This is a genomic window from Mycobacterium sp. DL440 (genome assembly GCF_011745145.1).
In the GTDB taxonomy this organism is placed as follows: Bacteria; Actinomycetota; Actinomycetes; order Mycobacteriales; family Mycobacteriaceae; genus Mycobacterium.
Genome location: NZ_CP050191.1, coordinates 2,481,329 through 2,494,717, shown reverse-complemented (window position 1 = coordinate 2,494,717; position 13,389 = coordinate 2,481,329). Strand labels below are relative to the sequence as shown.

Annotated in this window: 12 protein-coding genes; 4 read left to right on the top strand and 8 right to left on the bottom strand. The window is 67.1% G+C overall.

From position 1 onward, the window contains the following. Positions 1-272 precede the first annotated feature (272 nt). On the bottom strand, positions 273-1,559 hold the full coding sequence (tyrS, locus tag HBE63_RS12080) for a tyrosine--tRNA ligase (protein WP_166904957.1): 1,287 nt from the start codon (positions 1,557-1,559) through the stop codon (positions 273-275). Positions 1,560-1,586: 27 nt separating this feature from the next. Further along, the gene (locus HBE63_RS12075) at positions 1,587-2,198 is read right to left on the bottom strand and encodes a DNA-3-methyladenine glycosylase (protein ID WP_166904956.1); all 612 of its coding nucleotides are present in this window, start codon (positions 2,196-2,198) and stop codon (positions 1,587-1,589) included. Positions 2,199-2,266: 68 nt separating this feature from the next. On the opposite strand from HBE63_RS12075, the gene HBE63_RS12070 reads away from it, so the two are divergent. The 3 genes from HBE63_RS12070 to HBE63_RS12060 are packed head-to-tail and all read left to right on the top strand — an operon-like array spanning position 2,267 to position 4,437. Then, complete coding sequence (locus HBE63_RS12070) at positions 2,267-3,052, top strand: ABC transporter ATP-binding protein (RefSeq protein WP_166904955.1); 786 nt, start codon at positions 2,267-2,269, stop codon at positions 3,050-3,052. Then, positions 2,977-3,804: an ABC transporter permease gene (locus HBE63_RS12065; RefSeq protein ID WP_166904954.1), complete on the top strand. Its 828-nt coding sequence runs from the start codon at positions 2,977-2,979 to the stop codon at positions 3,802-3,804. Before HBE63_RS12070 ends, HBE63_RS12065 begins: the two co-directional genes overlap by 76 nt. Before the next feature lie 6 nt (positions 3,805-3,810). Further along, positions 3,811-4,437, top strand: a complete 627-nt coding sequence (locus HBE63_RS12060) for a TetR/AcrR family transcriptional regulator (protein ID WP_166904953.1) — start codon at positions 3,811-3,813, stop codon at positions 4,435-4,437. Here the strand turns inward: HBE63_RS12060 and HBE63_RS12055 are convergent. From HBE63_RS12055 to HBE63_RS12045, 3 genes are read right to left on the bottom strand one after another with little or no spacing between them, the layout of a single operon-like run. Continuing rightward, positions 4,420-4,638 carry a Trm112 family protein gene (locus HBE63_RS12055; RefSeq protein WP_166904952.1) on the bottom strand — a complete coding sequence of 73 codons (219 nt, stop codon included), beginning with the start codon at positions 4,636-4,638 and terminating at the stop codon, positions 4,420-4,422. The genes HBE63_RS12060 and HBE63_RS12055 overlap by 18 nt on opposite strands. Positions 4,639-4,647: 9 nt before the next feature. Beyond that, positions 4,648-5,181 (bottom strand): hypothetical protein, encoded by a 534-nt coding sequence (locus tag HBE63_RS12050; RefSeq protein WP_166904951.1) that lies wholly within the window; start codon positions 5,179-5,181, stop codon positions 4,648-4,650. A gap of 47 nt (positions 5,182-5,228) precedes the next feature. Continuing rightward, entirely contained in the window at positions 5,229-8,240 is a 3,012-nt protein-coding gene (locus HBE63_RS12045; RefSeq protein WP_166904950.1) for an acyl-CoA synthetase, read from the bottom strand. A gap of 155 nt (positions 8,241-8,395) precedes the next feature. On the opposite strand from HBE63_RS12045, the gene HBE63_RS12040 reads away from it, so the two are divergent. Continuing rightward, positions 8,396-10,189 carry an ABC-F family ATP-binding cassette domain-containing protein gene (locus HBE63_RS12040; RefSeq protein WP_166904949.1) on the top strand — a complete coding sequence of 598 codons (1,794 nt, stop codon included), beginning with the start codon at positions 8,396-8,398 and terminating at the stop codon, positions 10,187-10,189. Here HBE63_RS12040 and argH read toward each other — a convergent pair. The 3 genes from argH to HBE63_RS12025 all read right to left on the bottom strand — a co-directional run bounded on the left by argH (position 10,186) and on the right by HBE63_RS12025 (position 13,388). Then, the gene (gene argH, locus HBE63_RS12035; RefSeq protein WP_166904948.1) at positions 10,186-11,613 is read right to left on the bottom strand and encodes an argininosuccinate lyase; all 1,428 of its coding nucleotides are present in this window, start codon (positions 11,611-11,613) and stop codon (positions 10,186-10,188) included. The genes HBE63_RS12040 and argH overlap by 4 nt on opposite strands. A 75-nt stretch (positions 11,614-11,688) precedes the next feature. Then, positions 11,689-12,888 carry an argininosuccinate synthase gene (locus HBE63_RS12030; RefSeq protein ID WP_166904947.1) on the bottom strand — a complete coding sequence of 400 codons (1,200 nt, stop codon included), beginning with the start codon at positions 12,886-12,888 and terminating at the stop codon, positions 11,689-11,691. 23 nt (positions 12,889-12,911) lie between these two features. Further along, positions 12,912-13,388: an arginine repressor gene (locus HBE63_RS12025; protein WP_166904946.1), complete on the bottom strand. Its 477-nt coding sequence runs from the start codon at positions 13,386-13,388 to the stop codon at positions 12,912-12,914. Between the last annotated feature and the right edge of the window lies 1 nt (position 13,389).

Genomic DNA, 13,389 nt, shown 5'->3' with positions numbered 1-13,389 from the left:
ACAACAAACAAAAACCACCAAACACACTATTGAGTTCTCAAACAACACGCCCGAGTTTGTCGCGCAGAAATCCCGCGGCTAAAAGCCGCTGAACTTTCTGCGGGCAGTGAGAATAACCACCGTAATGGCTTTCTCTCTCGGATTTTGTCTTCGCTCTCCGGCGCTTGTCCGTGTCGCTCTGACTTGGAATAAGTTACGTGAGCGCTAACAGCGAGTCAAATCGCCTGGTCACTGCGACGTTTTCCCAGTTCAGAGCCCGGTCGCCGGTTGGCCTAAGCGCCCACGCGCTCGACGCCGGCAATGTGCCGCTTGCCACGTCGCAACACGAGCCAACGCTCATACAGAAAATCTGAGTGCTGTGGTATCCACTCGTCGCTTTCAATACGAATGTTGTTCACGTACACGCCGCCCTCGGCGACGTTGCGGCGCGCGGCGCCCTTACTTGCCGCCAACCCCGTCGCGACCAACAAATCGGTGATCGAGTCCGGACCGCCCGGCTTCAACTCGGCCACCTGACCGTTACTGGCCTCGCGAAGAGCAGCACGCAAGGTGGAATCGTCGAGGTCGGTCAACTCCCCCCGACCGAACAGCGCCTGGCTGGCCAACTCGACCGCCTTCGTCGCGCCTTCCCCGTGCACCAAGGTGGTGAGCTCCCGCGCCAGTCGTTTCTGTGCGGCGCGTTCGTGGGCACGATTCTTCGTGGCGTCCTCGAGATCGGAGATCTCGTCCGGTGTCAGAAAAGTGAACCAACGCAGGTAACCGACGACGTCGGCATCGGCGGCGTTCACGAAGTACTGGTACCAGGCATATGGGCTCGTCATCTCGGGGTCCAGCCACACATTGCCGCCGCCGGTCGACTTGCCGAACTTCTTGCCCTCTGAGTCGGTGACCAGCGGAGTCGTCATCGCGTGCACCGTGGCGCCCAACTTCTGACGCACCAAGCGGGCGCCGGCCACGATGTTGCCCCACTGGTCGGAGCCACCGATCTGCAACGCGCAGCCGTGGCGCTGATGCAGCTCGACGAAGTCATTGGCCTGCAGCAGCATGTAGCTGAACTCGGTGTAGGACATGCCGTCGCCCTCCAACCGGCGCCGGACCGTCTCCCGGTCCAGCATCACGTTGACCGAGAAGTATTTACCCAGGTCACGCAGGAATTCGATGGCTGAGAGCTGGCCCGTCCAATTCAGGTTGTTCTCGACGATGGCACCGGTCGGGGTGTCGTCGAATTCGACGAACCGCTCCAGCTGGCCACGAATGCGGCCGGCCCAGTCCGAGACCGTGTCGGCGGTGTTCAGCGTGCGCTCCCCCGTGTCGCGGGGGTCACCGATCATCCCGGTGGCCCCGCCGGCGAGCACGATCGGACGGTGCCCGGCGCGTTGGAACCGGCGCAGCGTAAGCAATGGGACCAGGTGCCCCGCATGCAGGCTGGGCGCGGTGGGATCGAAGCCGGAATAGACCGTCATGGGGCCCTTGGCCAGGTCATTGGCCAGCGCATCGCGGTCGGTCGACTGGGCGATCAGCCCACGCCAGTCCAGCTCATCCAGGATTCCCATGCTCATGACGTCGATCATGCCGCATCGCGGAGGTCAATCACCGGCCCCGGGCGCAGGCGCGCGCGGGCTACGCCGATAGGCCGAAACCTCCCCCCGGTCGGCAATCCAGAACCGCCACCGCCGGTCAGCGGCCTTACTCACGCCGACTCGTGGCCCGTCGACGGCCGGAACCACTTCGCCGAACGACAACCGAACCGGGCTGTCGGCGGCAAAGAGGTCAATCCCGTTGTCTTCCATGGTGATTCCCAGCGCGGAACAAAGGTTGCCCGGTCCCCGCGCCAGCGCGGCCGGCAGTATCACGGGTCCACGGCGCTGCCCGGCGATGTCGGCGCCGGCACTCACCGAGGCCGCTCGCAGCAGTACCGCACCCGCCACACCGTCGAATCCGCAGACCACGTTGGCGCAGACGTGGATGCCGTGGCTGCGGTACGTGTAGAGGTGTCCGGGCGGGCCGAACATCACGAGATTGCGTCCACCGGCACCACGAAACGAATGCGATGCGGCATCCGGCCACGGCCCGTCGGGCGGGCCGCCGTAGGCCTCGACCTCGACGACGACGGCACTGACACCGCGGCCGGCCAGCTCGGCCCCCAACAGTCGACGGGCCGCAAGCAGCGGATCTCCGGTCAGCAGCTCAGCGCCCACCCGAGCGATTTTGCACGTCGCAACATCGAGCGTTGACACCGGCCGGACTTGCGCGCACTATTCATCACATGATGACTTCATCGATTGATGAATTCTCGACCGGATCTCCGTCCGGCGCCACCGCCCCCGCCGTCGACATCACCGGACTGCAGGTCAGCCGCGGTGGCCGTCCCGCAATTCGCGACCTCTCGGTGCGGATCGCCCGCGGTGCGATCACGGGTCTGCTCGGTCCCTCAGGCTGCGGCAAGACCACCCTGATCCGCAGCATCGTCGGTACCCAGATCGTCGAGGCGGGCACCGTCACGGTGCTCGGACACCCCGCAGGTTCGGCGCCGCTGCGCCACCGGGTCGGTTACGTCACCCAGGATCCGACGATCTACAACGACCTGCGGGTCATCGACAACGTCCGGTACTTCGCCGCGCTGTACGGCACGTCGGCGGACTCGGCGGCCGACGCCATCCGCGCGGTCGGTCTCGACGATCACCGCACCGCGTACTGCGGCAACCTCTCCGGGGGCCAACGGACCCGGGTCTCGCTCGCCTGTGCGCTGGTGGCCGAACCCGAGCTGCTGGTGCTCGACGAGCCCACTGTCGGCCTCGATCCGGTCCTGCGGGTCGACCTGTGGGAACAGTTCAACGATCTGTCACGGCGCGGAACGACGCTGCTGGTTTCCAGTCACGTCATGGACGAGGCCGATCACTGCGGTGACCTGCTGCTCATGCGCGAAGGCCGGCTGCTCGCCCACACCACACCAGACCGGCTACGGAAGGACACGGAATGCACGTCCCTGGAGGAAGCGTTTCTCACCGTCATCCGGCGCAGCGACTCGGGCGCGATCAACCGAGCCGACTGAGCCCGGCCGCCTACCTGGCCACAACCGGCCGGATCCTGCGGCAACTGGCCGCCGACCATCGCAGCGTGGCGATGATCCTGGTGGTACCCAGCCTGATCATCACCCTGATGTACTTCATGTTCCAGAACGCGCCGCACCCGCCGGGACACCCATCTCCGTTCAACACTGCCTGCCTGATCATGCTCGGCGTCTTCCCGCTCATCGTGATGTTTCTGATCACCTCGATCACCATGCAGCGTGAACGTGTCTCGGGAACCCTCGAGCGGATCCTGACCACACCATTGCGCCGGTTCGACCTGCTGGCCGCCTACGGCACCGCGTTCTCGATCGCGGCCGCGGCGCAGGCCACCCTTGCCTGCATCGTCTCGTTCTGGTTTCTCGGTCTCGACACCGCGGGCAGCCCTGTCCTGGTGTTCCTGATCGCGATCATCAACGCGGTGCTGGGCGTCGGGCTGGGTCTGTTGTGCAGCGCATTCGCCCGCACCGAGTTCCAGGCAGTCCAGTTCATGCCCGTGGTGATCGCGCCCCAGTTGCTGTTGTGCGGAATCATCGTGCCGCGCCCCGCGCTGCCGGAGTGGCTGCAGTGGATCAGCAACGTACTGCCTGCCAGCTATGCACTCGAAGCCCTGCAACAGGTCGGCGCCCAACCTGAGCTCACCGCCATCGCTGCCCGCGACATCGCAGTCGTGGTGGGATTTGCAGTGCTGGCACTGTGTCTGGCCGCGGCCACCCTGCGCCGCCGAACCCCCTAGGAAGCCGTGAGCACCGACGTCGACTCCAGCCGAGAACGCAACCGACCCGGCCGCCCGGCCGGCCCGTCGGACAAGCGTGAGCGCATCTTGACCAGCGCACGGGAGTTGTTCTCCCGCAACGGAATCGATAATACTTCGATCCGATCCATCGCGGCCGATGCCGGGGTGGACGCCGCCCTGGTACATCACTACTTCGGCACCAAGACCCAGCTGTTCGCCGCCGCGATCCACATCCCCATCGATCCGATGACCGTGATCGGAAAGCTCAAAGAGGTGCCGGTCGAGCAGATCGGACACACGCTGCCGTCAATCCTGTTGCCGCTGTGGGATTCCGAGATCGGCAAGGGTTTCGTGGCGACGCTGCGCTCGATTCTGGCCGGCAACGACGTATCGCTGGTCCGGTCATTTCTCCAGGAGATCATCGTCGGCGAAATCGGACCGCGGGTGGACAACCCGCCCGGCAGTGCCCGAGTGCGCATCCAATTCGTTGCCTCGCAACTGGTCGGCGTCGCGATGGCGCGCTACATCCTGGAGCTGGAACCCTTCGCCACGCTGCCTGTGGACCAGATCGTCGAAACCATCGCGCCCACCCTGCAGCGCTACCTCACCGGTGAGCTACCCGGACTCCCCTGAGCCGGCCAACTCGAGCAGCCGCCGGTGCTCGGCATCGTCGTCGATGGCGACGGCCTCATCGACCAGAAGGACCGGGATGCCGTCCTCGATCCGGTAGGCCCGCCGCAGCCGGGGGTTGTAGAGCCAGTCCGTACCCGCGAGCAGCAGGGGCCCGCGGTCCTGCGGGCAGACCAGGATGCTCAGAAGCTTGTCGTCGACCACCACGTGAAGCTAGCCCAACGGGATCTGGATGCCGCCACTCGGGCCGGGCTGCGCCCCGGCCCCGCCCGGAATCGGAGCGATGCCACCAGGGAACTGGCCGACTCCGGGGTTCAAACCACTCTGCTGCGGAATCTGAGCGTTGGACTGGGCCTGCAACTTGCGCTGGTAAGACAAGGTGCTCTTGAGCGCGTTGATCAGCGGGACCTGGTTGGGGCGCTTGTCGAGGGCCTTGGTGATGGCTTCACGGTTGGCGTTCGACGGCTTGTACCCCTGCTGACGCAGCTTCAGGATGTCGTGGATCAGCGTCGAGATCTGGCCACCGCCCTCGCCGGTGTCGTAATCCTTGGCGATGATGGACAACGCTTCGTCGGCGGACATCGGCGGGGCCGCCGGCGCAGCGGACCCAGGTGCATCCGCTGCGGGAGTCGGCTGGGCGGGATCGGCGGCGGCCGTCGGCACACCCGCGCCTACGAGCAGGCCCAGAACCAGCGCACCGCCGGTCACGACCCGACGCCAGCTGTTCACACCCGATCCCAAAGTCATCGATCCTCCAGTCGTTCTGCCGTCTGCCGGAGCGTAACAGCGCATTCCTACCCCGGCTCGTCGTCGACGGCTCCCGCGACGAGTTCGGCTCGGCTGGCCGCAGTCAATTTCTTGTACGTACCTGTATCGGCGTCGAGGTACCAGCAGTTACGCCGGCCGGATTTCGGGATGCCCGCGGCCCGCAACGGCGCGACGAGCGGACGGTACGACGCACCGAGTTCCATATCGGCCACCACGTGCACCACATCGGGCGGGTTACCCGCGGCCAGATCCTCCAGGGCGAGCGAGAGATCGGCTGTCGGGACGCTGCCGCCGGGGCGCAGCGCCAGCGCCGTCACCGCCAACTGCCGGCCTGCCTCTTCGATGCCGTACGTCACCGACATGTCGACCGCGTCCAGGCGACCGACCGCGTCGTTGACACTCGTCGCGAACACCGGGCCCCGTTCGGTCCGGATCACCGCACCCCGGTTGTCGACCAGCCAATAGTCACCATCCTCATCACGACGGAACAGGAACTCGGTGGACACCCACGTGTCGGCCGGCGCGAACACGCCGCGCTTGACCACAGCGGTCGGATCAACCGGGCCACGCGGGTGGGCGAGAAGCACACCGACCTCGTTGGTCTCGGCCTTGCGCACGAAACCCTGCTCATCCTCCAGGATCAAGTCGTCGTCGGCGTCGTAGGCGGCAAGTTCGACGGTGCCGCCACCCGGTAGCGGACGCCCCTTGCTGCCGATCTTGGCGCCGGAGACGTTGGCCAGCACGGCCTGCCCGTCCGTGGTGGCGAAGAATTCCACGACATGGGCCGGCTCGAACACGTCGACCACCCGGTTCCACAGCCCGGTAGGCATGCCCGAGCCGATGAACAACCGGACCGAATGGCTTCCGGTGAGCGAGAACGACGGATCGTCGATGACCTCACGCAGCATGGCCCAGGTGTAGGACACCACCGTGACGCCGTACTGCCGGATCTCCTGCAGGAACCGGTCGGGCTGCAGTCCGCGGGACAGTGCGATGCGTGACCCACCGACCACCGCACCGCCCAGGCTGACCAGCAGACCCGATTGGTGATGCAGCGGGGTCAGGCAGTAGACCGTGTCACCACGGCCGAGATTGGCCGCCGAGGCGGTGCCGAACGCCGACAGCGCCCACCGGAAGTTCGTGATCTGACGGGCCACGAGCTCACCGCCGACCTCGCTGAAGGCGACGAAGGCCAGGTCGCGGGCCAGGCCCGGGTTGGGCCGGTACCAGCCGGGGAGTTCGACGACATCGGGGTCGATCTTCTCCATGTCGACGACCGCGGCGACGTCGTCCGATTCCTCGGGGATATCGAGGTCGCGGCTCTCGCCGTGCACATTTGCCGGCCCGCCGGCGCCGAGAACCAGCACCCGTGTGCCGAGCGCACGGGCCATGTCGAGGTGGCCCGGGTCGGCGATGATCTCGGTGACGCCGCCGAGACGGGCGGCCTCGGCCAGATCCGCCTCCGGCAGCAGCACCGCCACCGCCCCCAGCCGGGACAGCGCCGCAATCGCGACGAGCGCGCTGGGCCGGGTGTCCATCAGTACGCCGACGCGGGCGCCCTGGCGCACCCCGACGTCGATCAGACCGTGCACCACATTGTTGACCCGGCGATCCACCGCCTCGTAGGTGTGCACCCGCCCGTCGAACAGCAATGCCTCACCGTTGGGCGCGCTGCGCGCCTGCTCGCTCATGATCCGGCCGAGCGAGATCCGGGTGTGGTCGTTGACCTGACCCAACCGGGCTAGGCGCGGGAGCGTGCGGGCCGTCTCGATGACCAGGGTCCTGGCGTTCTTGTTCGCCGCCACCAACGCGTCGGCGGCCGAACGGGCCACCCCGAACGCCATCTCGGTGGCCGCAGTCGCGCCGTGGGTGACGCGGGTGGAGAACGACACCCCGCCCTCGGGGTGATCGGCCGGCTGCAATCCCATCGGGACCACGCCTTCCGGCATCTGTTCCCCACCAAGCCATTTCACCCACTGCGCCACCGTCGGCCAGGTCTGGGTGGAGGCCTTGGAGCCCACGACCAACCCGAAATGTCCTGCCCTGATCAGATATTCGTAAACATCCGCATCGGGCGCGGCCCGCTTGATGCCCCGGACCGCGGCCGGCTGGCCGATGTCGTCGACCTCGCCGACCACCGCCAGGATCGGGCAATCGATGTCGGACAGCGTGACCAGGTCACCGTGGACGGAAAAGCCTCCCGTCATCATCCGGTTGTGTGCGATGAACTGCTTGAGCAGTTCGGCGATCGCCGGCCCGGACCACGCGATCCAGCCCTCCGAGGACAGGAACCGGCGCTGCTGCTCGCGCGGCAACAAGGCCTCCCTGTCATGCAACTGACGCAGGAACTCCAGACGCGACTGCGCGGTCTTGATCGGGTCGAGCATCTGAAACCCGGTGCGCGCCAACCAGCCCGGGATGTCGATGCGGCTGAACACGTGATCGGCCATGAAATCCGCCGCACCCGCGGCGACTCCGGCCGGAAGGTTCATCGGCAACGCGGCCAGGGTGTCCACCGGAGAACCGAAGGCGATGATGCTGGCCAGGTCCTTGGACCGCCGATACGCCGCGGCCTGGTAGGCGAACATCCCGCCCTGCGAGTAGCCGGCCAGGTGCACGTCGCGGCCGGTGACCTCCTTGACGATGTCGATGGCCTCCGACAGCGCCACCACGTGGTCGGCGAGGTTGCGCTGCATACCGCCCTCGACCTTGTCGGGCGAACCGAAGTCGATGACCCAGGGGTCGACGCCCGCGGCGTGCAGGATGCCGACCGCACCGTCGTCGCGCGTCACATCCCACATGTCGGCGGACATCATCATCGGGTGCACCATCAGCACCGGAGGACGCGGATCCTGGGCATCGGGGCGGGCGTCGGGCGGGAAGTACCGCCGCAGCCGGTACATCGGCACACTCTGGATGATTTGGAAGGGCGACGGGACCGAGCCGGTCTCCAGGCCCCCGTAGCGCAGCACCTCCAAGCCGTTCTGCGCGGTCGCCAGCAACCGCTCGACCGGTCTGGTCACTGCCGAGAAATCCACCAGCTTGCTCCCCTACGTCAAGACTCGCCCCGACCCCTGATCGACGTCGTCATCATGGCACAACAGCAACCGATGCCCGACTTGATCACTCCGACGCCGCCTGCGGCCCCATGCGATGCCGGTTTCACGGGCGCCTGACGATAGGGTCAGCGGCGATGGCACACCTGCTCGGGGGCGAAACCCTGCATCTGGAGTACCCCGCCGGCGTGGTGTTCGACGCGGTCACCGTCGGCGTCAGCGAAGGCGACCGGATCGGCATCGTCGGCCGCAACGGTGACGGCAAATCCAGCCTGCTGGCCATGCTGGCCGGCCGACTCGAACCCGATTCCGGACGGGTCACCGTGCGCGGTGGGGTGCGGATCGGCGTACTCGATCAGGCCGACACCCTTGACGACGCCGACACGGTCGGCCACGCCGTGGTCGGCGACGTGCCCGAACACGAGTGGGCCGGCGACCCCCGCGGCCGCGATGTCATCGCGGGCCTGCTGACTGATCTGCCCTGGGACGCCGAACTCAGGACGCTGTCGGGCGGACAGCGACGCCGGGTCGCTTTGGCCAGGCTGCTCGCCGGCGATCACGACGTCCTGGCGCTCGACGAGCCGACCAACCACCTCGACGTGGAGGCGATCACCTGGCTCGCCGAGCACCTCAAGAAGCGCTGGTCCGCGTCGTCCGGTGGGCTGTTGGTGGTGACACACGACCGCTGGTTTCTCGACGAGGTCTGCACGGCCACATGGGAAGTGCACGACCGCATCGTCGAACCGTTCGACGGCGGCTACGCCGCCTACATCCTGCAGCGGGTGGAACGCGACCGGCAGGCGGCCACGATCGAAGCGCGCCGGCAGAACCTGGCCCGCAAGGAACTGGCCTGGCTGCGCCGCGGCGCTCCGGCCCGCACCTCGAAGCCGAAGTTCCGCATCGACGCGGCCAACGCGCTGATCGCCGACGTGCCCGAGATTCGGGACAAGGTCGCACTGCAGTCCCTGGCGGTGTCGCGGCTCGGGAAGCAGGTCGTCGACCTGCTGGACGTGTCGGTCAGCTACGGCGACCGTGAGGTGCTGCACCAGGTCGAGTGGCGAGTCGCCCCGGGCGAGCGCACCGGGATCCTCGGCGTCAACGGCGCCGGAAAATCGACGCTGTTGGGCCTGATCGACGGTTCGGTGCAACCGACCTCGGGACGGGTCAAACACGGTAAGACCCTGCAGGTCGCGACCCTCACCCAGACCGTGGACGAGCTTGAGCCCCACCTCGGGGATCCGGTGCGGACGGTCCTGGCCAACCTGCGCACGACGTATGTGTTCGGCAGCGGGTCGAAGGCCCAGGAACTCACGCCCGGGCAGTTGCTCGAGCGTCTCGGGTTCTCCAGCGCCCAGTTGTCGACACCGGTCAAGGACCTCTCGGGGGGACAACAACGTCGCCTGCAACTGCTGTTGATCCTGCTGGCACAGCCCAACGTGCTGATCCTCGACGAACCTACCAACGACCTGGACACCGACATGCTCTCCGCCATGGAGGATCTGCTCGACTCGTGGCCCGGCACGCTGATCGTGGTGAGCCACGACCGCTATTTTCTGGAGCGGGTCACCGATCAGCAGTACGGGATCCTCGGCGGGCATCTGCGGCATCTGCCGGGCGGGGTCGACGAGTACCTGCGGTTGCGGGCCGCGCACGAGTCAGCGACCGGTGCGGCGCAGACACCGGCCGCCGGCTCTGCAGCGGACGGACTGTCCGGCGCCGAGTTGCGGACAGCCCAGAAGGAGGTGTCCGCACTGGAACGCCGCCTGGAGAAACTGCAGCAACAGATCAACCGGTCCCGGACGGCGATGGCAGACCATGACCAGTCCGATTTCGAGGGACTCGCGGTCAAGGTGGCCGCCATCCGCGCGCTGGAGGACGAAGTCACCGAGGTCGAGGAACGCTGGTTCGAACTCGGCGAGCAGATCGGCTAACGGCGCAGCCGGATCCGTAACGCCTCTGTGGTCTCACGGACCACGCCGAGCTGTTTCGCGACCTGCACCGGCGCGGTACCACCGCGGGCGCTGCGCGCGTTGACCGAACCCTCCACGGTCAGCACCTCACGCACCTGCGCGGTGAGCGCGGGGTTGATCGCCGCGAACTCCTCGTCGGTGAGCTCGTCGAGACCGACGTCGCGCCCCTCCGCGACTCGCACGGCCTCCCCCGCGGCTTCATGGGCGACCCGGAACGGAACGCCTTGGCGGACCAGCCACTCGGCGATATCGGTGGCCAGCGTGAAACCCGCCGGAGCCAACGCGGCCATCCGGGCCTCGTCGAACGTCAACGTGCCCACCAGGCCGGCCATCGCCGGCAGCAGCAGCTCCAGCTGCGCCACCGAGTCGAAGACCGGTTCCTTGTCCTCCTGCAGATCCCGGTTGTAGGCCAGGGGCTGCGCCTTGAGCGTGGCCAGCAGGCCGGTGAGGTTGCCGATCAGCCGCCCCGACTTGCCGCGGGCCAACTCGGCGATGTCCGGGTTCTTCTTCTGCGGCATGATCGAACTGCCGGTCGACCAGGCGTCGTGCAACGTGACATAGCCGAATTCGGTGGTGCTCCACAGGATGATGTCCTCGGCGAGCCGGGACAGATCCACCCCGATCTGGGCGAAGACGAACGCCGCCTCGGCAGCGAAGTCGCGGGCCGCGGTAGCGTCGACGGAATTGTCTGCCGCCGAGGCGAATCCGAGATCCTCAGCGATCGCATCGGGATCCAGGCCCAGCGAGGAACCGGCAAGCGCCCCCGAACCGTAAGGCGACACCGCGGTGCGGTCGTCGAAATCGGCGAGCCGGTCGACATTGCGCAGCAGCGGATGGGCGTGCGCCAGCAGATGATGCGCGAGCAGAATCGGCTGGGCGGCCTGCAGGTGCGTCTTGCCGGGCATGATCGCCGTCGGGTGCGCCGCGGCCTGGGTGGCCAGCGCGTTGACGACCTCGAGCACGCCATCGGCCACGCGGCGGACGGCGTCGCGCAGCCACATCCGGAACAATGTGGCCACCTGGTCGTTACGGGAACGTCCGGCCCGCAGCCGGCCGCCGAGATCCGGCCCGACCCGGTCGATCAGCCCGCGCTCCAGCGCACCGTGCACATCCTCGTCGGTGACCAGCGGCTCGAAACTGCCGTCGGCGACATCGGAACCCAGGCTGTCCAGGCCGGCGAGCAGCCCGTCGCGCTGCTCATCGGTGAGCAGCCCGGCCCGGTGCAGAACGCGGGCATGGGCCTTGGAGGCGGTGACGTCGTACGGCGCCAGCACCCAGTCGAAGTGGGTCGACTTGCTCAGGGCGGCAAGGGCTGCCGAAGGGCCGTCAGCGAACCGGCCGCCCCACAGCGATCCTTCGTTGGTGGTTCCGTCGTTGGTGCTCATGTCACTTCTTTCCGCGAGCAGACGCAAAACCGCCCATAAACACTGGAAATAGGGCAGTTTTATGTCTGCTCGGCATCACAAGCCCAGGTCGCGCTTGGCCGAGATCTTGGACGACAAACCGTGCAGCAGCACGAAGCCCTTGGCCGCGCTCTGGTCGAAGCTGTCGCCCTCGTCGTAGGTGGCGAGGTTGAAGTCGTACAGCGACTCCCCGGAACGGCGGCCGTTGACGATGACGCTCCCGGCGTGCAGAACCAGCCGGATGTCGCCGGAGACGTGCTCCTGCGTGTGCTCGACGAACGCCTCCAGGGACCGCTTCAGCGGGCTGAACCACAGGCCGTCGTAGGTGAGCTCGCCCCACTTTTGGTCCACGCCGCGCTTGTACCGGCCCAGCTCACGCTCCAGTGTCACGTGCTCCAACTCGGTGTGCGCGGTGATCAGCACCATGGCGCCCGGCGCCTCGTAGATCTCGCGGCTCTTGATGCCGACCAGCCGGTCCTCGACCACATCGAGCCGGCCCACGCCCTGGGCGCCGGCCCGGGTGTTGAGCTCCTGGATGATCTCCAGCACGCTGAGCGGGCGACCGTCGATCGCCACGGGGCGGCCCTTGTCGAAGCTGATGATCAGTTCGTCGGGGGCGTTGAAGTTGACCGTCGGGTCCTGGGTGTAGTCGTAGACGTCCTTGGTCGGCGCGTTCCACAGGTCCTCGAGGAACCCGGTCTCGACCGCGCGGCCCCACACGTTCTGGTCGATCGAGAACGGCGACCGCTTGGTGACGTTGATCGGGATGGCGTTCTCCTCGGCGAACGCGATGGCCTTCTCACGGGTCCAGGCGTAGTCGCGAACCGGTGCGATGACGTCCAGTTCGGGGGCCAGGGAGGCGAACCCGACCTCGAAGCGCACCTGATCGTTGCCTTTACCGGTGCAGCCGTGCGCGACGACGGTTCCGCCGTGGCTGCGGGCCGCATCCACCAGATGCTTGACGATCAGCGGACGGCTGATGGCCGACACCAGCGGGTAGCGGTCCATGTAGAGCGCGTTCGCCTTGATGGTCGGAAGGCAGTATTCATCGGCGAACTCGTCACGGGCGTCGACCACGACCGCCTCGACCGCACCGCAGTCCAGGGCGCGCTGGCGCACGACATCCATGTCCTCACCGCCCTGGCCGAGATCGATGGCGACGGCGACGACCTCTTTGCCGGTCTCCTTGCCGATCCAGCTGATCGCGACCGAGGTGTCCAGACCTCCGGAGTACGCCAGGATGACGCGTTCGGACATGAGCAATCTCCTTGTTTTGGGCTTTATTTCAAGTTCTCGATGGTGTTGGCAAGTTCGGCCCCGGTCATCGGTGCGCGCGCCACCATCAGGACGGTGTCGTCACCGGCGATGGTGCCGACCACATATGGCAGGGCGGCGCGATCGATCGCGCTGGCCAGGTAATGCGCCGCCCCGGGCGGGGTGCGCAGCACGGCAAGGTTATCGCTGGCGTCCGTCGATACCAGCAACTCCCCCAACAACCGGGTCAACCGTTCGGTGCCGCCGGACACACCCCGCACCGGGCTGCCGTCCTCGGGCACCACATACACGCCGACGCCGCCGTCGGCGCCACGCAGTTTCACCGCGCCGAGTTCCTCCAGGTCCCGCGACAGCGTGGCCTGGGTGACCTCGATGCCTTCCTGGCCCAGCAGGGCGGCCAGTTCGGTCTGGCTGCTCACCTGCCTGGCCGACAGGAGGGAGATGATGCGGGCCTGGCGGCCGGCGCGGGTCGGTGCGCTCACG